Here is a 20,804-nt window from a genome sequence, read left to right on the forward strand (position 1 = left end):
TGGCGGGTGTGCCCGCCGATCCAGCCACCGCCATGGATGTACATCACCAGCGGGTGGGGGCCTTTGGTGGCGGGCACATAAATGTCCACGACTTGCGGGATGTAGCCGGGCAACTGCTGGTAGGCGACATCGCGATAGGCTTTGACCCCCAGCGGAAACAGCACCGGCTGTTCGGGGAAGCGGTCTTCCGGGACCGGCTTGTCGGCCACCGCGAACACGCGCGGGGCAGGGGCGGCCTGCAGGGCCGGGCTTGCGATCAACGCGCCGGTCATGGCGGCCAGGGCAATCGTCTTGCGCATCATCATTCGCTCCGTCCGTCGAGAAATTCGGGTTTGTGGCGGGCTTGCGCCGCCAGCCGGATCGGCGCGTTGACCGCGCCGTATCCGGCATAGTCGCGCCGCTCGACCAGTTCGAAAAACACCCGCCGGGCAAACGCGCGGGTGTAGAACTGGAAGTATTCGGCGTCGCCATCCCGGTCGTACAGGATGTCGCGCGCGGCCATGGCTTCGATCAGCTCCGGGTCTAGCCCCCACCGCGCTTCGAGGTCGTCATAGTAGTTACGCGGAATTTCGAGCCGTTCGACGCCCCCGGCGATCGCGGCGTCGGCGGCGGCGAAGATGTCGGCGCAGGCAAAGGCGATGTGCTGGACCCCGGCGCCGAAGTAGTTCTGGATGAAGCGCGATGACAGCGACCCGGTGGCCAGCGAACCGTTGAGCGTGAACCGCACCGATCCGTCAGCGCTTTCCACCGCCTGGCTTTGCACCAAGCCCATCGGATCGGCGATTTCGAGCTGCGGAGTCTTCGTCAGGTCCAGCAGGCTGACGTAGAACAGCAGCCAGCTCAGGAATTCCTCGAACTGCATGGTCTGGGCGATGTGATCGATGCCGCTGAGCAACGCCGGTGCGGCGGGTTCGAGCGGGACGGGGAATTCGTGCGCCCACATCGCCGCGCGGCTGGCGGCATCGACGAAGTAGAGCAAGCTGCCGCCCACGCCGCGCACGCTGGGAATCGGCCATTCGTCCGGTCCGATCGCCTGTTCGAAACGCTGCACGCGCAGCGCATCGGCGCGCGCCATTGCACCGGCCACGTTGTCCACGGTCAGCCCGATCGCGCAGACCGAGGCGCCGTGGACGATGTCGAAACTGTGGGCGAGCCCTTCCGGTTCGCAATTGATCACCAGGCTGATCGGCCCTTGCGTCCAGCGGGTGACGTCCTTGCTGCGATGGCGAGCGGTGGGTCGAAAGCCGAGCGGGCGCAGCATCGTGCCCAGCGCTTCGGCTTCTTCATGGCTGGCGGCAAATTCGATGAACTCCACGCCGCGCGGCACCGGGCGTGGCGGCAGGCTTGCCGCCGTGATCGCCGCCGATCGCCCGATACCGCCTTCGAGCAGCCGCAGCGAACGATAACCGTCGAGCGCCACGCCTTTGGCCGATCCGGCGCGGAAGCGGTCGTTGAATATCTCGAGACTCCAGTAGCCCTGGTATCCGATCCGCCGGATCGCATCGGCCCAGTCATCGAGCGGCAGGTCGCCCTGTCCGGGCATGCAGCGAAAATGCCGGCTCCAGCCAAGGTAGTCCATCTCGAGCAGCGGGGCGTCGCCGACCTGCACGATGAATAGCTTGTCGGCGCGGATGTCGCCGATGCTGCTCGACGGGATGCGGCGGGCGAGCGAGTGAAAGCTGTCGAGCACCAGGCCCAGCGCCGGATGATCGACATCGCGCACCAGGGCCCACGCATCGCGATGGTCGTTGACGTGGCGGCCCCAGGCCAGCCCTTCGTACCCGATGCGCAGGCCGCGCGCGGCGGCGCGTTCGCCGGCCTCATGCAAGTCGGCCAGGATGCGGTTGCGGTCGCCCAGGCTTTGCGGCGAACAACTGGAGCACAGCAACAGCAGATCGGTGCCGAGTTCGGCCATCACATCGAACTTGCGTTCAAGCCGGTCGAAGGCGCGGGCACGCAGCGGCTCGGGCAATCCCTCAAGATCGCGGAACGGCTGGAACATCGTGCAGGCCAGGCCCAGGTCCCGCATCAGCGCGGCGATTTCGCGCGCGCCCAGATTTGACGACAGCAGGTCGTTCTCGAAGATCTCGGCGCCATTGAAGCCGGCTGACGCGATGGCCTGCAATTTGGCGTCAAGCGCCCCGCTGATCGAGACCGTCGCTATCGAGGTCTTTACGCCCGGCATCCCAATCCTCTCGCCAGAATGCATTCGTCCGGTCACTGGAATCGGGTTTTAACACTGCCGTGCCATTGACAAAAGCAAAATGTTAGGAACTAGTTCGACCCATAAATATGGGATGGATGATGGGCCTTGATCTGCTGACGGCAGCGGCAAATGGCGGTAACGCACTTGCGTGCGCGCCCTTTGTGGTGCGCCGTGCCGCAGTTGTCGGGCCGCAGTCATTGGAGAGTCCCAGTTGAACCATCCTGAAAAGCTGAGCCATCCCGAAAAGCCGCCGCGCCGGTCTCATGCCGAAGCACGCGAACAGGCGATCAACCAGATCATCGACATCGCCACGCAGGAATTCGTGGAAAAAGGCCTGGCCGGCGCGCGCATCGACGAGATCGCGGGCCGCGCCACCAAGCGCAAGATCTACTATTACTTCGAAGGCAAGGACGACCTGTACCGCGCGGTGCTGGAGCGCGCCTATCGCCGGGTGCGCGAAAGCGAGAGCCAGATCGATGTCGAGCAGGGCAGCGCGGTCGAGGCGCTGCGCCACCTGATCGAACACGACGTGCGCTATCATTCGCAGCACCCCGAGCTGGTGCGGCTGGTGATGAACGAGAACATCCACCGGGCGGAACACCTCAAGCAGATTCCCAACCTGCCCGAAGGCAACCGCAAGGTCGTGGAGATCCTCGGGCGGATCATCGCGCGGGGAGAGGACGAGGGCAGCTTTCGCAAGGGCATCGACCCGATCAAGTTGCACATGAACATGACCGCATTGAGTTTCTACAACGTCTCCAACCAGTTCACCTTTGCGCACAATTTCGGTCTCGACATGACGAGCCCCGAAGCCGTGGCGCAGCGGGCGATCGAGGTTGCCGACATCATAATCGCCTGGGTGACGCAGCAGGACTGACCCGCCGCGCGGGCGCCAGCCTGCCGGATGGTCCTGCTGTCGTTTCCCAAGGCCGGGACGAGGAAAAGGACCTATGGCAGCCATACCGCTGGATTCGACCGCGCACGCGCCAAACAACTGGACCACGCGCGCGATAGCCATCGTCGCGCTGTGCTTTGCCATCAACATGGCCGACGGGATCGACGTGACGATCCTGTCGTTCATCGCGCCGCGCATCCAGTCCGACTGGACGATCGGGCCCGATGTGATGGGCCGCCTGTTCAGCGCCGGATTGCTCGGCATGGCGATCGGCGGGATGTTCATCGCCCCGCTGGCCGACCGGTTCGGGCGGCGCAAGGTCATCCTGACCGCGCTGGCGCTGATGTCGGCGGGCATGCTGGCCAGCGGTCAGGTCGGCACGGTGACGCAGTTTTTCGCATTGCGCGTGCTGGTCGGCATGGGCATCGGCACGGTGCTGGCGGCGATGGCCGCGCTGGCGGCGGAAAGCGCCCCGGCGGAGCAGCGCAATCTGGCGGTCGGGCTGGTGCAGGCGGGCTATCCGTTCGCGGCGGTATTCACCGGCCTGCTGGCGGCGCGGCTGCTGCCGCAGCATGGCTGGCATGTGCTGTTGACCGGGGCGGGCGCGATCACCGTCGCGCTGTTCCCGCTGGCCTGGGCGCTGCTGAGCGATGCGCTGCCCGCGCAGGATGGTGACGCACCACCGCGCGGCGGCGTGCGCGGGCTGTTCGGCCCCGAGCTTCGGGCGCGCACGATCGCGCTGTGGGGCGCGGTGTTTTTCGGACTGATGGTGCTGTATTTCATCGTCAGCTGGATCCCCAAGCTTTCGATCCAGGCGGGCCTGTCCGAAACTAACGGGATCTACGCCGGCGCATTGTACAACCTGGGCGCGTTCATCGGCACCGTCGCGATGTCGGTGCTGGCGGTGCGCCTGCCGCTGGGCCGGCTGGTGCCGACGATGCTGGTCGGCGCCGGGGCAGCGATGCTGTGGTTCGGCTCGGTCAGCATGTCGGTCGCCGCGACGATGGGCACGGCGTTCCTGATCGGCATGTTGCTGCAGGGCGGCTACAACGGAGTCTGGCCCTTGGCGGCAGGTGCCTACCCCGCCCGGGTGCGGGCCACCGGCGTGGGCTGGGCGATCGGCATCGGCCGCGCCGGGGCCATTGTCGGCCCGTGGATGGGTGGGCAACTGATGGCCGCCAAGGTCGCGTTGCCGGTCCTGTTCGGCGTCTATTGCCTGCCGTTGCTCGCGTGCGCGGCCTGTGCGTTTCTGGTTCAGGCCGGACAGGCACCGACCGCTGCGCAACCTGAATGAATTGACAGGAACCAGTTCGTACCATAAATGAGCGTCGATGAAGCCGGCCACCAAGGCATCGGCTCGGGAGGGATACTGATGCGTAGGATTGGCTCGCGCCTTGCGATTTCCGCTTCGTTGCTGTCGTTTTCGATGGCTTTGGCCACGCCTGCGCTCGCGCAGAATACGCAAGCACCGGCGGCCCCTGACGCTCCGGCGGAAGACGATTCGGCCAAGCAGCCCGTCATCGTCGTCACCGGCTCGCTGATCCAGCGCCCCAACAACACCGCCGTCAGCCCGATCGTGACCGTGGGTGAACAGGCGATCAAGGAAAGCGGCACCTCCAACCTCGAGGATTCGCTCAACCAGTTCCCCAGCTTCACCACGGCCGGCAACGCCGCCACGGGCGGGCAGGGCACCGGCGGTCGCGCGCTGGTCAACCTCCACGGGCTCGGCACCAACCGCAACCTTGTGCTGCTCGACGGCCACCGCCTGCCCGCCTCGGACGTGAACGGCAACGTCGATATCAACATCATCCCCGAAGCGATCATCGGCGGCGTCGATGTGATCACCGGCGGCGCGTCGGCCGTCTATGGTTCGGACGCCATGTCGGGCGTGGTCAACTTCAAGTCGATCCGCGCCTTCGACGGGGTCAAGGTCGACCTCATGAACACCATCAGCGGACAGGGTGACGGCTACAAGTTCAACGGCAGCCTCGCGTTCGGCACGCACTTTGCCGACGATCGCGGCCATGTGATCGCCGCGTTCAGCTATGCCAAGCAGGACCCGATCAACGGCAGCACGCGACCGTTCTTCGCGGACAAGACGCCGTCGTCGTTCATCGGCACCGGCACCTACATCCCCGGCACCAACGCCCCCAGCGCGGCGGCCGAAACCGCCCTGTTCGCCAAGTACGGCATCGCCACCCCGGTCGCCCCGACGTCGGTGCTGGGCTTCAACAATGATGGCTCGCTGTTCACCCGGCAGCTGGGCGGGCTCAACTACAAAGGCCCCAACGGGTCGAGCGGCTATGCCATTATCGGCAACAACGTCTCCATGCCGGTGGGACAGCAGATCGATTTCATCAACGGGCTGAAGCGCAAGACCGCGTTCGTGAAGGCCGATTATGACCTGACGCCGAGCCTCAACCTCTACGGCCAGTTCATGTACGTCGATCTGACGGTGCACACCGCCAGCGGCGGCAGCCTGACGCAGTTCCCCGCGACCACTACGATCCCGGTGACCAACCCGTTCATCCCCGCCGATCTCAAGACGCTGCTGGCCTCGCGCGCCAACCCCGGTGCGGCGTTCAGCTGGAACGGTCGCTATGTCGGCGTGCCGTACAAGAACTGGGACGAAAACTACATCGTCCAGCAGTATCTTGCGGGCGTGAAGGGTGACATCACCAGCGGCTGGACGTTCGACGTGTTCGCGTCGTACGACGAATCGCACCACCAGCAGACGCTGCACAGCGGCGTGCTGAAAAGCCAGGTCCAGCAGCTGCTCAACGCGCCCGATGGCGGGAATTCGCTGTGCGCCGGCGGGTTCAATCCGTTCGGCGATGCCAACGCCCGCTCGCTGTCGGCAGCCTGCGTCGCGTTCATCACCAAGGATGCCAACAGCACCGAAAAGCTGGGCCAGACGCAAGTGCAGGCGCAAGTCAACGGCAAGCTGTTCGATCTGGGCGCCGGCCCGGCGCAGATCGCGTTCGTCGCGGACTACCGCAAGAACACCTATTCATTCGCGCCCGACGCCGATCTGGTCGCGCCCAACGCGTTCAACATCTTCGCGCCGACCAACACCGCCGCCAACATCGAAGCGGTGGTCAACACGCTGCCCGTGTCCAAGAAGTCCATCACGGTCAAGGAAGCCGCCGCGCAGATCGATATCCCGCTGATCGCCGACAAGCCGTTTGTGCGCGAACTGGGCATCGGCGGTGCCGCGCGTGTGTCGGATTATTCGACCTCGGGCTCCGTGACCAGTTTCGAGGCCGACGCCCGCTGGCGCCCGGTCGACTCGCTGCTGTTCCGCGGCAGCTTCCAGCGCGCGGTGCGTGCGCCCAACATCGGCGAGCTGTTCTCGCCGCCGCAGGGCACGCAGCTCGTGCTGGGCACGCCGCCGGCCTCGCTCGGCGATCCGTGCGATGTCCGCTCAAACGCTCGCACCGGCGCCAACGGCGCGCAAGTCGCCACGCTGTGCCAAGCGCAGGGCGTCCCCGGCTCGCTCGTCAGCAGCTATCAGTTCGGCACCACCGCCACCGGCCAGCTGGTGACCGGCAACGTCGGCCTGACGCCGGAGCGCGCCAACACGTTCAACATGGGCTTCGTGTTCAACGCGCCGCGCGGCAGCGGCATCCTGGGTGATTTCACGTTCTCGGCCGATTACTACAACATCAAGATCAAGAACGTGATCTCGACCGTGCCGGGCCTGACCTCGCTGTCGAAGTGCTACAATCTCGACGGGTCGAACCCCGGCTACAGCGCCGGCAGCATCTATTGCGCCGGGGTCACCCGCGATCCGGCAACCGGCCAGCTGCTCACCGTGGCGACGCCGTACCTGAACCTGGGTGGCCTGCGCACCGACGGGATCGAATTCCAGTTGGCCTGGTCGATCCCGGCGCCGTTCATGGCGCGGTCGGGTCGCGTGTATGTCAACTCGGCGGTCGGCTATACGCACAAGTTCAAGGTGCAGCTGTTCCCGGGTGCGCAGTTCCTCGACTACACCGGGATCAGCAACGGCGGTTCGCAGCCCAGCAGCGTCCCGCCGCGCGCCACCCCGACGTGGAAGGGCCTGACCACGTTGGGCTATCGTTCGGACGCGTTCGGCATGGGCCTGCGCTGGCACTACCAGAACGCCATGCGCGACATCAGCGCCGTCAACACGCCCAACAACGTGGCCGTCGGCGTGGCCGCCTATTCGCTGTTCGACCTGTTCGCCTCGGCCAAGGTGGGCGGCAAGTTCGAGCTGCGCGCTGGCGTCAACAACCTGACCGACAAGGCGTTGCCGTTCGTCGCCAGCTCGCAGAACGGCACCGACACCGCGCTGTACGACCCGATCGGCCGGTCGTTCTACGTCGGCGTCAAGTTCGGCTTCTGATCCACCCCTGCCGGCGCCGTCGTTCGGGCGGCGCCGGATTTTTTCCCAGCAGGATGGCAAAATGATCCGTTCGGGCCTTTTCGGCCGCGCCATCACCGCCTCGCGTTCCCCGTGGCTGCACGAACAGGAAGCGAAGGCGCAGGGGCTCGACCTCCACTACGAACTGTTCGACTTTACCGAGCGTGGGTTGCCCGACGATGCGCTGGGGCCGCTGCTGCGCCAAGCGCTGGCCGACGGCTTCAGCGGGGTCAATGTGACGTTCCCGTTCAAGCAGGCGGTGCTGCCGTTGCTTGACGAAGTCGCCGACAGCGCCGCGCTGGTCGGCGCGGTCAACACCATCGCGATGCGCGACGGGCGCCTCGTGGGCCACAACACCGACATGTCGGGGTTCAAGGAAAGCATGGAGCAGGGCTTGCCCGGCGCTGCCTTGCACCATGTGCTCCAGCTTGGCGCGGGCGGTGCCGGAGCGGCGGTGGCCAGCGCGCTGCTGTTGCTGGGCACCGACCTGCTCGAGATTTCGGACGTGGACCCGAGCCGGGCGCAAGCCCTGGCCGCGACCCTGCAGGCGCGGTTCGGTACGGACCGCGTGCGCGCCAGCAACGGCAGCGGCCTCGATACCGCGACCGTCGATGGCATCGTCAACGCCACCCCGATGGGCATGGCATCGAAACCCGGCATGTCGATCGATCCGGCGCTGGTGCGACCGCACCACTGGGTCGCCGATATCGTCTACTTTCCGATCGAAACCGAACTGCTGCGCCAGGCGCAGGTCAAAGGTTGCGCCATCCTCGACGGCAGCGGCATGGTCATCGCGCAAGCGGCGCGTGCGTTCGAGATCATTACCGGGCACCCGGCCGACAAGCAGCGCATGCGCGCAAGCTTTTTCGCGGCGTAGACCAACCAAAAGGCCCCCGCCGGAGCGGGAGCCCTTCGTTAGACCGGCAAGGGAATCGCGTGTCGATCCCCGCCGTGGTCAATAACCGCGATGGTAGTCGTTGCCGCCGGCCAGCGCGCCGCCGATGATCAGGCCGATCACCCCGGTCGCGATTGCGGCCATCACGACATCGCCGTTGTTGTCGCGATAATAACGATAGCCGCGACGGGGCGCGGGCAGGCCATACTGGCCGTAATCGCTGACGACATAGCGGTCCTGATTGTAGTGCGGATAGCGCTGGCCGGTGCGCCAGCTGCCCTGATAGCCGTTATAGCCATAGTTGCCGCCGTAGTAGTGCCAGCGCTGCTCCTGCCCGCGGTCGTGTCGGCGGTCGTCGCGTCGATAGTTCCTGCGGTCGTCACGGCGATCGTGCCGGTTGTCGCCGCCGCGGTCGTATCCGCCATCGCGACCCTGGTCGTGGCGGTCGGACCTGTGCTGCCAGTCCTGCGCCGAAGCCGGCACTGCGATACCGCTGGCCAGCACGCCCAGCGCCGACAAGGCGCCGATGATCTTCCTGTTCATGGTAACATCTCCTGACCCATATGCGTGTGCGCATGATGGCGCGACCCATCGGGCACTCGGACCAACAACGTGTCAGGCCACCAAGTCGTTCCACGATGCGCTTGTGGGTCTTGTCGGCGATGCTGCGTGCAGGTCAGCCGACCGCCGTGGGTGGCGGCGGCAACCGGAACGACAGCGTGATGCCCCGGTTGGCCTGCTCGGCCGCAGCGATGCGAAAAATGTCGCGCGGCGTCCGCAGGTATTCCCGCGGAGTCATCCCGATGAATTCGCGGAAGTCCCGGATGAAATGCGATTGATCGAAGTACCGCTCATCGAGCAGTTCGGCGAACCGCGCATCGGGCTGCATGCGGATCTGCCCCAGCGCGTCGAGGAAGCGCTGGCGGCGCAGCAGCCGCCGGGGGTTGAAGCCGAACAGGTACTCGCACTCGCGATGCAGCGTGCGCGAGGTCGTGCCCATCCGCCGCACGAAATCGGCGACGTCGGTGGGCTTCGATCGCAGGACTTCATCGAGACGCAGCGCCACTGGCCGCAGCGGTGCCGTCTGCGCCAACGCAGCGAGCAGCAGCGCATCGAACCGTTCGAACACGGCATCGTCGCCCGGCGCCTCGATCAGCTCCTCGCGCAGCCGCCGGGGATCGACACCGAATTCGCCGTCGAGCGGGCGGATGCGATTGGCGAGCGGCCTGGCGCTGCGCGCAACGAACCGCGCCCAACCCAGCGGCGTCAGCCCGAACCCGGCGATCCGGCCGCCGGTCGAACGGATCGTGGCGGCGCGGTCGGTGGGGCCGAACAGCGTTGCCAGCTGGAGCCCGGGTTCGTAGCTGCCCGGCATTTCCGCCACCATGTCCCCGTCCAAATTGAAGCGCACGTTGCCCCATTCGGGATACAGGAAGTCAGACACCGGCCCGGCGGCCTCAACCACATAGGAGAACGTGACATAGCCTTCGAGCGGCGGCGGCGGCGGACTGATCCGGACGTGTACGTCGCTGGTGCCTGCCGCGACCGCCGTGTGGTCACCGGCATCAGGGTGGGTGGGCTGCGGTTCGTCGAGTGGGCGGTCGGCCCCCGGATGCTTCATGGCAGACCAAAGACTGGAAATAGCCGGGAAAATCAATCCAATAAATCATGCTCAACCGACTTACCTGTTGCGCTGCAACAAAATCTGCCGGGCTGACGGCGCGGCCGTCATAGTCCGCTCAGGTCGATCACCGGGGGCCGTCGCATGAAGTCAGGCAGGATCTCGATCCGCTTCTCATCCAGGCGAAAGCGCCGCGGCAGGGTGTTGTGGCCAGCGGGAGCGAGCGTCGCGTAGCGGACGAGGTCGCTGAATTGCGCTGGCTCGGCCAGCGGTGCAGGCGTCGGGTTGCTCGCTGGTTTTCCTGCAACGAACTTGAGCCCAGGCTTGGATGGCGTACGGTACGGCGTTGTGCTTTGCTGTTCTTCGCGATCGCCGTTGCGCCCCATCGCCGCGCACAGAGCGCTGGAGAACCACGCGCGTGCCGGAACTGATTGAGATCAACGACCTCCACGACCCCCGCATCGAAGTCTATCGCGACATACAGGAGCGGGACTTGGTCGGCCGGGCGGGCCTGTTCGTAGCGGAGGGCAAGGTCGTGGTCGAGAAGCTGGCGGACAGCGCCCTCCACCAACCGCTTTCACTGTTGATTGCCAGCAAGCGGGTCGATGCGCTTGAGCCGGTCCTCTTGCGGCTTGCCGATGAAGTGCCCGTCTACGTCGCCGCCCAGGGAGTGCTCGATGCGATCGCGGGGTTTCCGTTGCATCGGGGGATTCTCGCGATCGGCCGCCGGACTGACCACCCCACGGCCGACGACCTGCTTGCGGCGATCGGAGCAAGCGCAACGGTCCTCGTGCTTTGTGGCATTGCCAACCACGATAATATGGGCGGCATCTTTCGCAACGCGGCTGCTTTCGGGGTTGATGCCATTCTGCTCGATGCCGACTGCTGCGATCCGCTGTACCGCAAGGCGATCCGCGTGTCGGTCGGCGCGACGCTGCTCGTGCCGTTTGCGCAGATGGTGCGGCAAGACGACCCCATCGGATTGCTCGAACGTCACGCATTCAGCCCCATGGCATTGAGCCCCGCCGGTGCGTGTCTGCTGAAGGATTGGCGTCCTGAACCGCGTACCGCCGTCATACTTGGCGCAGAAGGGCCGGGGCTCTCGGCCGACGTGATCCGGCGCGCGCAAAGTGTGCAGATCGCCATGAGCGCGGGATTCGATTCGCTCAACGTGGCAACCACGTCGGGAATCGTCCTGCACCATATCGCTGCGTATGCTGCGACTTAACCGGGTCACAACCGGCGTTGTCATTGTGCCGCCGGCGCCGGGCAGGTCAGGAACGGCCTCCCATCCGCAATGATGGAGGCAGACCGGCCATTGTAGATCCAATGAAGCCATCGTCTGACGGCTGCGATTTTGGATCTCTGCTAGCTTTGACATAATATTCCCAACACGACGCCGTCGTTGATGGGCAGAACTTGGCCAAAGCCAATTGTGGAGATAGTATCCCGGCGAAGCCCGATTCTGTCGGAGATGCCGCAATGCCTGAACCATTGCAAACCGGCACAACCGTTCCAGACCCCGGACCACCGATCCGGCGTCAAGCGGTCGTGGTCATCCACGGCATCGGCGAGCAGCGCCCGATGGCGACGCTTCGCGGGTTTGTTTCCGCAGTAATCCCCCCCGGCGATGGCGGTCTTGCCAGCTATTACAACAAGCCGGATCCGCATGGCGACAACTATGAGCTGCGCCGATTGGTTGGCGCCTCGGGACGCCCGAAAACCGACTTTTTCGAGTTCTACTGGGCGCACCTGATGCCCGTTGCGACGTGGCAGAGGATCATCGCCTGGGCGCGCCTGCTGGTGCTGCGACCACGAACGGCGATCCCTGTGCAGCTGCGTGCGCTGTGGTGGATCGGCTGGGCTGCCATCGTGGCCGCCGGGACGGTCATTGCGACGATGTCGGTCTTTGCGCTGGCGCCGGACCTCAAGCCTGGCTGGTGGCCGGCCACCGGCGTCGCGCTCACCGCAGTTCCAGCCATCGCCCTGCTTCTGGGCCTGCTGCAAGGGCTGTTCCTGTCTTATGTCGGCGACGCCGCAATCTACCTGAGTGCCCACCCCAGGACGGTGGAGGCACGACAAGACATCCGGCGCGCCGGGATCGCGCTGCTCGAGCGACTTCACGAAAGCGGCGAATATGACCGCATCGTGATCGTCGGGCACAGCCTGGGCAGTGTGATCGGATACGACCTCGTCCGGCTGCTGTGGTATCGCTTGCGCGACAAACACGGCAAGCCCGACCGGCCCGATACGACCGCGCTCAAGGCGCTGGAGCTGTTGTTGGCGCAACTGCGCGATGACAAGCTCAGCCTTGAACAACAACGGCCTGCCATAGCGGCCTATCGCGATGCCGTTCACGAACTTTGGCGCGAACAACGCCGGCAAGGCAGCGCGTGGCTGATCAGCGATTTCGTCACTCTGGGCAGTCCGCTCGCCCACGCCACGCTGCTGCTGGCTGACGGGCCGGACGACTTCGCCGCCCTGAAGCGCCAGAACGAATTGCCAGTATGCCCGCCCGATCCCGATCACGATGGAGATTTGACCTACCCGTCGAACTACACGCTTCCTGACGGTTCCCTTCGCACGACCAAGGTGCTGGTCGATGCCGCTCCGTTCGCAGTGGTTCGCTGGACCAACCTGTATTTTCCGTGCCGCGCGATCTTTCACGGTGATGTCGTCGGCGGACCGCTGTCGCCCCTGTTCGGCAACGGGGTGAAAGATGTTCGTGTCGCCACGCGGCGACGGCGGGGTTTCCTCAGCCACACCTGCTACTGGTCGCCGTACGAAGCCGACACTGGGCGGGCAGGCGCACCGGTCCCGGCGCTGAAGGTCGCGCTGGCGCTTGAACGCGGCGGTCGGCCAAAGGTGCGCAAGGATGGCTGAACTCCAGCTCTGCCTGCACCTGCCAGGGGTGCAGATCCTCGAGGAGCGCACCGCTTTTGCCGGTGGTGAACTGCTTCATCCGGACTTCGACACGTGGTACCGGATCGACGGCACGCACGAATATGCCGACAGCAAGTATGCGCGCACCCGGCCGCTGTTCTGGGAAGGGCCGCTGTTCCGAGACGGAAGCGACGATGTCCGCGTTGCGACCCAGGCCGTTCCGGTCCAGGCCGTTCCGACTCAGGCCGATCCCGTTCAGTCTGATTTGCTTCGGGCCGGCCGGACGCAGGCGCGTCAGCTGCATCGCTTGTTCCTGCTGCACCCATGGGCGCCAGCGGTGGTATCGCCCTTGCTGTCGACGTTCTACATCGGAGTGCACCACGACGGTCGCGGCACCTCGTTCCCCTGCGTGGGCTACGCCGAGCGCGAGTGGATCGTATTCGGCGGGGTCCCGACATTTCAGTTCGAGGCCAGCGACCTGACGATGATCGCCGACATCGCCGAGCTGATAGATCAGGTTCCGGAAAACAGTTGGCCTGGCCCACTCGTAGCGGCGCTGGATACGCTTGAGCGCACCGCCCGCCCCGAATATGGGTATGACGTCGGCGCAGGCAGTGGGCTTGCCGCCGCGTTCGTCGCTGCGATCGCCGCTTGCGAGGGCCTCGTTTCGGGCCACCCGGCATCGCCTAACGCGAGCCTGACCGATGCTTTCGCCCAACGGCTTGCTGCCCTGATTCCGTTTGGTGATGACGATCACGAGGTGCGCAAGGCGGAACTGGCTGAAATCTACCGGCTGCGCAGCCGGTTGGTACATGGCCGACTGGCTCTGACCGAGCTCGATCCAGCCCAGCAGGCCATGTTGCACGGCGGGCGAAGGCTGCTGCGCGATGCCTGCATCGCCACGCTCAGCCACTTGGGGGACGGTTGATGGCGTCGCCTGCGGAACCTGTGCTGACGCTTTACGGTGCACTGCGCGGTGCCAGCTTCGACAGCGACTCTGCCGGGCTCGTGTCCGATCAGGTGATGGCCTATATCCCGTATGACGAGGAATGGATGGCCATCGAGCAGAGCGATGCGCATCGTGCTGCGCGCCAGCTTTCGCCGACCGGTTACGTTGCTCCGCCGCTGTGCCTGGTAGCGTTCGCGGACGAAGCGGCGGTGGGAAGTGTCCATGAATGCCGTATCCGGCAAGGTGCGGCGCTGGTTCAGTACCTGGTAGATGCCGTTCACGCCTTGCGTCTGGCCAAGCCCGGCTGGTTCGCCGATCCCGTGCAAGTGGCGCTGACGTTCGCGATCAACGCCGCGGGCTGGCGAATCGAGCGGATGCCCGGTCCTTTTCGCCAGCTCCAGGCCGGACCGGGCGATACTCCGCTGCCGCCGTATGCGCTGTCGATTTCCGATCTGGGCACGGCGTCGAGTTCGGGCTGCGTCCATGCGATGGGCCAACTGGTGCGCCAATACCGCGAACTGGCGCCCAACGCTGCGGTCGACATCGCGTTGGGTGAGTTCAGCCGCGCGCAGGGTCCGTCACTGACCCCTGACGATCGCGCCGCCATGCTGTTTACGGCAATCGACGCGATGTTCGCCGGTATGAGCGCGCGCCGCATCGGTCGCGTCGCGCTGCGCCGGTTCGGCTTTCGCAAGCGCGTTGCCACCGCCCTGCTGGCCGTTGGCATGGAGCCGGCAGCGGCCGACGCGGAAGCGGCCTGGCTCGATTGGGAACACGGCGGACGCGGGTGGCGCAATGCCTTGGCCCACGGCGACCCATCTCGCCAAACGACAGCTGGCAGCCGCACCGACCTGTTGCGGCTCCTCGAACTGGTCCGCGCGCTGCTGCCGGGTTTTGTCAGCTTCGCGATCCGTTGGCAGTTTGAACGTGACGATTTGACAACCGGGTTTGGGTTGCCGCCAAACGCCGGCCTTACTGCCGCCTTCAACATCGCATTGGAACGTGGCGAAGCTCGACGCGTGACCCTGCCGTGGCTCGAAGGGCCCGTTTGACTTGGGCTGCGGATGGATTTTCGATGCAACAGCATTGCTCGGACAGGACGCAGTCCGTATACGGATATGGCGGTCAGCCCGTCGGAACGAGCACGATCAGGTGCGCGCTGCCCGGAACCATGTCGGGGCGCTTGCCGGCCTCGGCGGGCAGGAACCGCGCGGTGGGCAGGTAGATGCGACCATCCGGGCCGATCGCACCCGTCCGCGCGCCGATTTCGGTCGGCACGGGCGCCAGCGGCGTGATCGCTCCGTGGCGATTGAGCGCGAACACCGACAGCGTGGCGCTTTTGCCGCAGGGCACCAGGAAGCGGCGGCGCGCGGCATCGTAAAGCGCGGTATCGGGACCGGCACCGATCGGCAGCAGCTTGACCAGCTTGCGCGTGCGCACATCGACCAGCGCGGCCTTGCCGTTGGCGCAGGCGCTGAGCAGCAGGTTCGCATCGGGCGCAAAGGCGATGCCGGTCGGCCCTTCGCACCCGTTGAGCGCGATGGGGGCGAGCGCGACGCCGCGCGTCAGATCGACCAGTTCGATCTCGTTGGCATCCTCGTCGTTGATCGCCATCAGGCCGGGGGCGATCATCACCGCCAGTTCCAGCGCGGGCTTGACCGCGATCGACGTCTCGACCCGAATGGCGACCGGATCGACTACCGAGACGGTGCCGCCCTTGGCGTTCATCACCACGATGCGCCGTGCCGCAGGGTCCCAGATCGCGGCGTCGGGATCGTCGCCGACGGGGATCTTCGCGATCTCGTGGCCATCATCGGCATTGAGCAGGCGCAGAGTGTTGTCCTTGCCGCTGGTGACCGCGATCGTGTGCGTCCCCGGCACCGCCAGCGCCGCGTGGCCGCGATCGATCGCGCCGATGCTGCGCGCCGTGCCCGTCGCAATATCGACCACCGAGACGCTGTCGCCGCGCGCGATCACCACGCGCCGGTGATCGGCATCGACGCTGAGCAGGTCCCACCGCCCGTCGGGCAGCGGGATCGAGGCCTCGGCACGATAGGTCATCGCCGGTGGGGCGGGAGCAGCAACAGCCACGTTGGCGGCGCCCGTGATGGCGCCAGTGATTGCGACCGCGAGGGCAAGGGCGGAACAAAGCGAAGTCATTCGGCGCATGGGACATCTTTCCTGGGTGCCGTGGCGGTATTCACGGAAAACCGCCCGTGGCGAAGTGACAACGGGGTAACGATCGTAATTGCCGCCCGAGCCCGCCTGTCATGGTGGTCGCTGATCCCCGCTCCGGCCCGTGAGGGAGGGGGGCGGGCAGGGATCATCGGTAGTCCGCAAAAGCCGCCATATGGCAGTCGCCGATCGACGAGCGGCCGTGCTGATTGCAGAAAGCGCGGCGCGGCGAGCCTGCCGCGACAGCGGGAACGACGACGCAGGGCGCGGACAGCGAACAGCCCATACGAACCATGATAAGGGCATGACGTCGAGCGCGTGAATATGCGATGTATGGCCGATGTGGTTCTCGATCCTTTTGCCCACCCTCGACACCAGCCACGCGATGGGCCGATTGGCCAAACTCCACGCAAACGTCGGCAGCCGGCTGGAGGCGGGCGATGTGTTCGCAGACCTGTCGATCGATCTCAGCGCCGGTGTCGCACGCGATTGTCCGCCGGTGATGACGTGCCGCATCATCCTGCAGGAAACGGTTTGGCTGCGCGACGTGCTGATGTCCTCCGCGGCCGTGTTCGCCGGGGGGAGCCTGCTTGCGCTGGTGTCGACCGACCCTCGATCGTCGCCGGAGGCACCGTGCCGGAGCGTGCGCACCACCATGGCGGTTATACTTCATCATGAGGAATGGTGGGTGCCGCGACCATGAGCCGGACCGGACTGCGGCTTGGCGCGATCGACTGCGGCGGCTTCGAGCTGTTCCGATCGGGCGTACGCTGGCTGCGGCCGGACGGACATGACTGCCGCGCCGGCGAAGCGGTCGCCTTCTGCAACATTGCCCTGGCGGGCAGCGACGCACCGTTCGGCGCTGAACGGTTTGACCTTCAGGTCACGCTGGCCCCAGGCCGCACAGGGCGGTTGCGCCATGGAACCGGCGTCTCTCGCGGCGGCTATCTCGATCGCCTTGCCTCTCTGCCATGGCTGGCCGGGGATGAGTGGGCCTTTCTCGAGCATGCCGGGCCCGGCGTCGGTTCTGCCGAGGATGAAACGATCCTCACGTTTTATGCCGGTCGCCGTTTCACCGATGTCGCCGAGGATCATTCCGGGCTGCTGGCGGGATGGCACGATCGCGTGCGCGCGTGGACCGGCGACGCGGGTAGCGCGACCGTGCTGGGTGCGGGCACGTGCGAGCTGGAGGCGATCTTGCGCGGTGAGGACGGTTCTTTCGCGGCGATGCTGGCAGGCAGCACCGGTCCGGTGCAGATTGCCGTCTGCGACGATGAGCCGCTGGTCCAGAGCGCGGGTGTGCTGGCGCAGGGGCTCGCGCGCACGCCGGCAGATATCGCTGCCATCCGCGGGGACATTGTGCGCAGTTTCGGCGCCGGCGGCCCCGCGCCGACGGGACGCGACTGGGCATTCATCGGTGCGCTGCTCAATGGACTCGAACAGTCTCCCCTCAACGACTGCTACGATCAGCTCGGCCGCTCCGGCTTGCGCACGGCAGGGCCCGCCGTGGCGGTGTGCCTGTCGCTGACGACCGAAATGCCGCCCACCGCGCGGCACCGGACGTTGGGCTATATCGTGACCATGCACGGCTACCGACTGGCCGCGCTTTCGCCCGCCGTGCGCCACTGGCTGCAACACGATTTCGAGTTTTTCACGCGCTCGGTCGACGACATTGCCCGCGACTATGCAACGCTCGCCGCCGGTTCGCGCCAGCTGTTCGTGGTCAACTGCATGTCGATTTCCCGCATGGACACGGTCCAGAACTACAGCCTGCTGGACGACCGCACGCTGGCCATGCTGAGCAGCGTGCGCGCCAAGGAGCTCAACCTGATGCTTCACGACCTTGAACGATCCAGCGGGATTGCCGTGATCGACGCTGATGCCATCGCGGCCGACCTTGGCCTGCTCGCCCACTTTCCGGATGGCTTCCACGCCACCGGCCCGCTGATCGCCGAAATGCGCGCCGAGCTGCTGCACCAGCTGGCGGCGTACGGTATTCCGGGGTTCTGCACCAAGCGGTAGCCGCGTCAGCCGATCAGGAAGTCGGCGGCCATCGCCTGCTCGCCTTCGGTCAGCGGCTCGTCGATGTTGTCGCTCACCAAGGCCAGAAGTCCGCCCAACGGGCACCAGCTTTCGGCGTCCACGCGCCGTTCGCGCATGATCCCGGTTTGGTCGGCGCGCACCTCGATCAGCGCCTTGTGCGTCTCCAGTTCGACCAGCAACGTACCGGCCCGCAGCCGGTCGCCTGCCGCGACATGCCATTCCAGCACCCGCACTTCGGTATTCTGTTCGATCGTCAGGGGCACCGTCAGGCGGTAGATCATGACGCAACGACCCGGCGCTGCACCACGGCCGCCACGTCGAGAATGCCGCCGTGCCGCCGCGCCGCGGCCTCCTGGATCGGGGCAGGGATCATTTTGTCCATGTTTCCCGCCAGGATCGCGGCGGCAATCGCATGTCCGCCCAGTTCGGCGGCATGCGGCCCCAGGCAGCGATAGTCTGTGCCCAGTGCCCGCGCGCCGCACAGCGCGAACAGCCGGTCGATGTCGACGATCTCGATGCCCGCGCTGCGTGAAAGATACATCCCCATCCAGTTGAGGCGGCGCAGGCGCTCGATCGTGATGCGTCCGCCGGGTGAAGGGGGCACGTGGCGAAACAGCGTGGACAGCAGAATGCGGGGCTTGCCCGGATACGACCACCGCTCGATCCGCGCCAGCCAGCGCCGGGCCGTCGCGTCGATGTCTTCCTTGCGCGACACGTCATCCATCAGCGAGGCGATCCAGATCTGGCCCGCAGCGTTGCCGCGTTCAGGATCGACCCGTTCGATCGAGACGGGCCAGGTGCGCCCCAGCGCGGCACTGACGGCTGCCGCAAGCTGGCGGGCCGCAGCCACAACCAGCGGGCGTTCGTCGTCGCCCACCGCGACGCAAAGGGTCAGCGCGCTGCTCATCCCGGTGCGAAGAACGAAGCGGGGGAGGCATCGGCCGCAAGCGCAGACCAGTAAGCCTTGAGTTCGGCGACGGGTGCCTCCGCATGCGCTGCCACAAAGCTCCGTTCCCACCCGTCATCCTGCAACGGATCGCGCCAGCCGTCGCGATGGGTAAGATGATAGCTGCGCGCGCCATCGACGGGCACAAGCCGCGCGCCCGACCGGCAAAGCCGATAGGCGAGTTCGCGATGCTCGTTGATGTCCATGCCGGGGTGGAAGCCACCGGCCGCAACGAACCGGTCCCGCGCCAGCGAGAGGTTGCTGCCGCTGGCCGCAGCCCAGAGCCTGTCGCTATCCCGGTGCGACTGCAACGCGGCCATCTCTGCATCGTAGAGCCGGCGGGGATGGATGCCCGGATAGATGGCCGGTGCCGCGCGCGCAGCGATGGAGTCGAACCCGTGGCGAACCTGCCGTTCCGTGACGCACATGGCGGCTCGCTCGGACTCGCTCAGCGCCGCTTCGCGCGCCCGCTCGTGCGGCCAGAACGTGGCGGTCTGCGGGTCGCTGAGGAAGCGCGTGCAGCGCAGATGCCAGGTTTCACCCCTGCCCATGATGGCCTCCGGGCCGCGATGGGCCTCCAGGTGTCGCGCTACCAGTCCCGGCCCGGCCAGCGTGTCGCCGTCCAGGAAAATCAGCAGCGCGCCGGTTGCCGCCGCAGCACCGGCATTCGACGCGGCCGAGCGGCCCCGGGGTGCAGCGTGATGCAGGCTGCGCAACGGCAGGCGCAGCTTCGCTGCGGCAAGGACGTCGCCGGTCGCGTCGGTCGAGCCATCGTCGACGACGACCACTTCATCGAGACCTTGCTGGTTTTCCAGCGAAGCCAGCGTCAGGCGCAATCGCGGCGCCTCGTTGTGGGTCCGGATGACGACGCTCGCGGTCACGCAGCGTCCGCCCGCTCGAACGCACCGATCTCCTGCAGGACGCCGGCCACTTCCTCGGCGACGAGACGACAACCTTCGGCCGTCAGTGTCGCCGGATCGATTTTAAGGCGCTCGGCACCGGCACTGGCCACAACCGCATCGACGTCCACGATGGCGATGCCCAGCGAACGGGACAGATCGATCAGTGCCAGATTGAAGCGACGGATGCGTTCCCCCAGCGTCTCGGGCAGACCGCGATAGCATCGCACCCGCTCCCACGGGATGGCTGCGGACATGTTGAAGATCAGGATATGCGGCTGTCGTCGTTCCCGAATGCGCGCGACGATGCGTTCGAGGTTGCGCATCGATTCGTCCGGCCCCAGCAACGGAACGGGCGCGTAATGATCGACCAGCCATTGCCGCGCCTCGTCCGGCCAATCGCCAAGATCGTAGGCGTAGAGCAAATGCCGATCGTCGCGATGGCGGCACAGCGTGTTCATCACGTCGGACTGGATGGACAGGACGACGACATCGGCGGCCCTTTCGAACAGGTCTCCGGCAAACTGGCTGCGCACGGAAAACGGATCTGCGGGGAAGGGCCGGTCGATCAGACCCACGGGCACGGTGCCATCGCTGGCCAGTATGGCGTCGCTGCGCGTGACCGTGCGATGGATCACGCGGGCCGACCAACCCTGGTTACGTGTCCGCAGGACGGTGTTGATGCCATTCCAGGTGACCGCGCCGTTCTCGCGCAGCGCGTGAAGGCAATCGCGCACATCGCCGTTTCCGGCGGCCAGTATCGTCATCCGGGGCACCAGGCATTACTTGCATGAGGACGAACCGACTTGCAATCAGCGGCCTGTTGCGCCGGACGGGCATTTGTGGCGGATATCGCCATGGCCCGCACGGTCGTGCAGGAACCGCGCCAATCCGTGGTCGGGGCA

19 protein-coding genes and 1 pseudogene are annotated in these 20,804 nt (G+C 66.1%); 10 read left to right on the plus strand and 10 right to left on the minus strand.

The window, feature by feature from the left end:
• Window positions 1–302 (minus strand): annotated as a pseudogene (locus NL2_RS19825) (alpha/beta hydrolase); the annotation flags it as partial.
• Entirely contained in the window at window positions 302–2,185 is a 1,884-nt protein-coding gene (locus NL2_RS19830; protein ID WP_068078176.1) for a bifunctional sugar phosphate isomerase/epimerase/4-hydroxyphenylpyruvate dioxygenase family protein, read from the minus strand. The pseudogene NL2_RS19825 and the gene NL2_RS19830, both read right to left, overlap by 1 nt.
• Window positions 2,186–2,417: 232 nt before the next feature.
• Here NL2_RS19830 and NL2_RS19835 point away from each other — a divergent pair, with 232 nt between their 5' ends.
• From NL2_RS19835 to aroE, 4 genes are all read left to right on the plus strand, one after another.
• Complete coding sequence (locus tag NL2_RS19835; RefSeq protein ID WP_245647781.1) at window positions 2,418–3,083, plus strand: TetR/AcrR family transcriptional regulator; 666 nt, start codon at window positions 2,418–2,420, stop codon at window positions 3,081–3,083.
• A 73-nt stretch (window positions 3,084–3,156) separates the two neighbouring features.
• Complete coding sequence (locus NL2_RS19840; RefSeq protein ID WP_068078179.1) at window positions 3,157–4,395, plus strand: MFS transporter; 1,239 nt, start codon at window positions 3,157–3,159, stop codon at window positions 4,393–4,395.
• 78 nt (window positions 4,396–4,473) lie between these two features.
• Window positions 4,474–7,470 (plus strand): TonB-dependent receptor domain-containing protein, encoded by a 2,997-nt coding sequence (locus tag NL2_RS19845; RefSeq protein WP_245647782.1) that lies wholly within the window; start codon window positions 4,474–4,476, stop codon window positions 7,468–7,470.
• Window positions 7,471–7,531: 61 nt separating this feature from the next.
• A complete protein-coding gene (gene aroE / locus NL2_RS19850) occupies window positions 7,532–8,365 on the plus strand; it encodes a shikimate dehydrogenase (protein WP_068078181.1) in 834 nt (277 codons plus the stop codon).
• A gap of 78 nt (window positions 8,366–8,443) precedes the next feature.
• On the opposite strand, the gene NL2_RS19855 is transcribed toward aroE, so the two are convergent.
• From NL2_RS19855 to NL2_RS19865, 3 genes are all read right to left on the minus strand, one after another.
• Window positions 8,444–8,926: an RcnB family protein gene (locus tag NL2_RS19855; protein WP_068078184.1), complete on the minus strand. Its 483-nt coding sequence runs from the start codon at window positions 8,924–8,926 to the stop codon at window positions 8,444–8,446.
• Between the two features lie 133 nt (window positions 8,927–9,059).
• Window positions 9,060–10,004, minus strand: a complete 945-nt coding sequence (locus NL2_RS19860; protein ID WP_068078186.1) for a helix-turn-helix domain-containing protein — start codon at window positions 10,002–10,004, stop codon at window positions 9,060–9,062.
• 107 nt (window positions 10,005–10,111) lie between these two features.
• Window positions 10,112–10,390, minus strand: coding sequence for a hypothetical protein (locus NL2_RS19865; protein WP_068078188.1), 279 nt, complete (start codon window positions 10,388–10,390; stop codon window positions 10,112–10,114).
• Window positions 10,391–10,422: 32 nt separating this feature from the next.
• Between NL2_RS19865 and NL2_RS19870 the strand changes: the two genes are divergently transcribed.
• The 4 genes from NL2_RS19870 to NL2_RS19885 all read left to right on the plus strand — a co-directional run bounded on the left by NL2_RS19870 (window position 10,423) and on the right by NL2_RS19885 (window position 14,888).
• Window positions 10,423–11,232: a TrmH family RNA methyltransferase gene (locus tag NL2_RS19870; protein ID WP_068078192.1), complete on the plus strand. Its 810-nt coding sequence runs from the start codon at window positions 10,423–10,425 to the stop codon at window positions 11,230–11,232.
• Between the two features lie 356 nt (window positions 11,233–11,588).
• Entirely contained in the window at window positions 11,589–12,887 is a 1,299-nt protein-coding gene (locus tag NL2_RS19875) for a hypothetical protein (RefSeq protein WP_157083284.1), read from the plus strand.
• On the plus strand, window positions 12,880–13,815 hold the full coding sequence (locus NL2_RS19880) for a hypothetical protein (RefSeq protein ID WP_157083285.1): 936 nt from the start codon (window positions 12,880–12,882) through the stop codon (window positions 13,813–13,815). Before NL2_RS19875 ends, NL2_RS19880 begins: the two co-directional genes overlap by 8 nt.
• Window positions 13,815–14,888 (plus strand): hypothetical protein, encoded by a 1,074-nt coding sequence (locus tag NL2_RS19885; protein WP_068078202.1) that lies wholly within the window; start codon window positions 13,815–13,817, stop codon window positions 14,886–14,888. Before NL2_RS19880 ends, NL2_RS19885 begins: the two co-directional genes overlap by 1 nt.
• Before the next feature lie 73 nt (window positions 14,889–14,961).
• Here the strand turns inward: NL2_RS19885 and NL2_RS19890 are convergent, their stop codons facing one another.
• Entirely contained in the window at window positions 14,962–15,927 is a 966-nt protein-coding gene (locus NL2_RS19890; RefSeq protein WP_157083286.1) for a YncE family protein, read from the minus strand.
• Window positions 15,928–16,351: 424 nt separating this feature from the next.
• On the opposite strand from NL2_RS19890, the gene NL2_RS19895 reads away from it, so the two are divergent.
• On the plus strand, window positions 16,352–16,714 hold the full coding sequence (locus tag NL2_RS19895; RefSeq protein WP_068078207.1) for a hypothetical protein: 363 nt from the start codon (window positions 16,352–16,354) through the stop codon (window positions 16,712–16,714).
• Complete coding sequence (locus tag NL2_RS19900) at window positions 16,711–18,033, plus strand: hypothetical protein (RefSeq protein ID WP_157083287.1); 1,323 nt, start codon at window positions 16,711–16,713, stop codon at window positions 18,031–18,033. The genes NL2_RS19895 and NL2_RS19900 overlap by 4 nt, the downstream gene beginning before the upstream one ends.
• 5 nt (window positions 18,034–18,038) lie before the next feature.
• Here the strand turns inward: NL2_RS19900 and NL2_RS19905 are convergent, their stop codons facing one another.
• The 4 genes from NL2_RS19905 to NL2_RS19920 are packed head-to-tail and all read right to left on the minus strand — an operon-like array spanning window position 18,039 to window position 20,666.
• Complete coding sequence (locus NL2_RS19905) at window positions 18,039–18,335, minus strand: lipoyl domain-containing protein (protein ID WP_068078213.1); 297 nt, start codon at window positions 18,333–18,335, stop codon at window positions 18,039–18,041.
• Window positions 18,332–18,961 carry a hypothetical protein gene (locus tag NL2_RS19910; protein ID WP_068078216.1) on the minus strand — a complete coding sequence of 210 codons (630 nt, stop codon included), beginning with the start codon at window positions 18,959–18,961 and terminating at the stop codon, window positions 18,332–18,334. Before NL2_RS19910 ends, NL2_RS19905 begins: the two co-directional genes overlap by 4 nt.
• A complete protein-coding gene (locus tag NL2_RS19915; RefSeq protein WP_068078218.1) occupies window positions 18,958–19,881 on the minus strand; it encodes a glycosyltransferase family 2 protein in 924 nt (307 codons plus the stop codon). The genes NL2_RS19910 and NL2_RS19915 overlap by 4 nt, the downstream gene beginning before the upstream one ends.
• Window positions 19,878–20,666: an SGNH/GDSL hydrolase family protein gene (locus NL2_RS19920; RefSeq protein ID WP_157083288.1), complete on the minus strand. Its 789-nt coding sequence runs from the start codon at window positions 20,664–20,666 to the stop codon at window positions 19,878–19,880. Before NL2_RS19920 ends, NL2_RS19915 begins: the two co-directional genes overlap by 4 nt.
• Between the last annotated feature and the right edge of the window lie 138 nt (window positions 20,667–20,804).

Origin of the sequence: Novosphingobium lentum NBRC 107847 (genome assembly GCF_001590965.1) — a bacterium.
In the GTDB taxonomy this organism is placed as follows: Bacteria; Pseudomonadota; Alphaproteobacteria; order Sphingomonadales; family Sphingomonadaceae; genus Novosphingobium; species Novosphingobium lentum.

What these genes read in the sequence shown, in the direction of transcription:
- NL2_RS19830 (WP_068078176.1), bottom strand. Translation starts at nt 2,185, where the DNA reads ATGCCGGGCGTAAAGACCTCGATAGCGACGGTCTCGATCAGCGGGGCG.
- NL2_RS19840 (WP_068078179.1), top strand. Translation starts at nt 3,157, where the DNA reads ATGGCAGCCATACCGCTGGATTCGACCGCGCACGCGCCAAACAACTGG.
- NL2_RS19845 (WP_245647782.1), top strand. Translation starts at nt 4,474, where the DNA reads ATGCGTAGGATTGGCTCGCGCCTTGCGATTTCCGCTTCGTTGCTGTCG.
- aroE (WP_068078181.1), top strand. Translation starts at nt 7,532, where the DNA reads ATGATCCGTTCGGGCCTTTTCGGCCGCGCCATCACCGCCTCGCGTTCC.
- NL2_RS19855 (WP_068078184.1), bottom strand. Translation starts at nt 8,926, where the DNA reads ATGAACAGGAAGATCATCGGCGCCTTGTCGGCGCTGGGCGTGCTGGCC.
- NL2_RS19860 (WP_068078186.1), bottom strand. Translation starts at nt 10,004, where the DNA reads ATGAAGCATCCGGGGGCCGACCGCCCACTCGACGAACCGCAGCCCACC.
- NL2_RS19865 (WP_068078188.1), bottom strand. Translation starts at nt 10,390, where the DNA reads ATGGGGCGCAACGGCGATCGCGAAGAACAGCAAAGCACAACGCCGTAC.
- NL2_RS19875 (WP_157083284.1), top strand. Translation starts at nt 11,589, where the DNA reads ATGGCGACGCTTCGCGGGTTTGTTTCCGCAGTAATCCCCCCCGGCGAT.
- NL2_RS19880 (WP_157083285.1), top strand. Translation starts at nt 12,880, where the DNA reads ATGGCTGAACTCCAGCTCTGCCTGCACCTGCCAGGGGTGCAGATCCTC.
- NL2_RS19885 (WP_068078202.1), top strand. Translation starts at nt 13,815, where the DNA reads ATGGCGTCGCCTGCGGAACCTGTGCTGACGCTTTACGGTGCACTGCGC.
- NL2_RS19895 (WP_068078207.1), top strand. Translation starts at nt 16,352, where the DNA reads ATGTGGTTCTCGATCCTTTTGCCCACCCTCGACACCAGCCACGCGATG.
- NL2_RS19900 (WP_157083287.1), top strand. Translation starts at nt 16,711, where the DNA reads ATGAGCCGGACCGGACTGCGGCTTGGCGCGATCGACTGCGGCGGCTTC.
- NL2_RS19905 (WP_068078213.1), bottom strand. Translation starts at nt 18,335, where the DNA reads ATGATCTACCGCCTGACGGTGCCCCTGACGATCGAACAGAATACCGAA.
- NL2_RS19910 (WP_068078216.1), bottom strand. Translation starts at nt 18,961, where the DNA reads ATGAGCAGCGCGCTGACCCTTTGCGTCGCGGTGGGCGACGACGAACGC.
- NL2_RS19920 (WP_157083288.1), bottom strand. Translation starts at nt 20,666, where the DNA reads ATGACGATACTGGCCGCCGGAAACGGCGATGTGCGCGATTGCCTTCAC.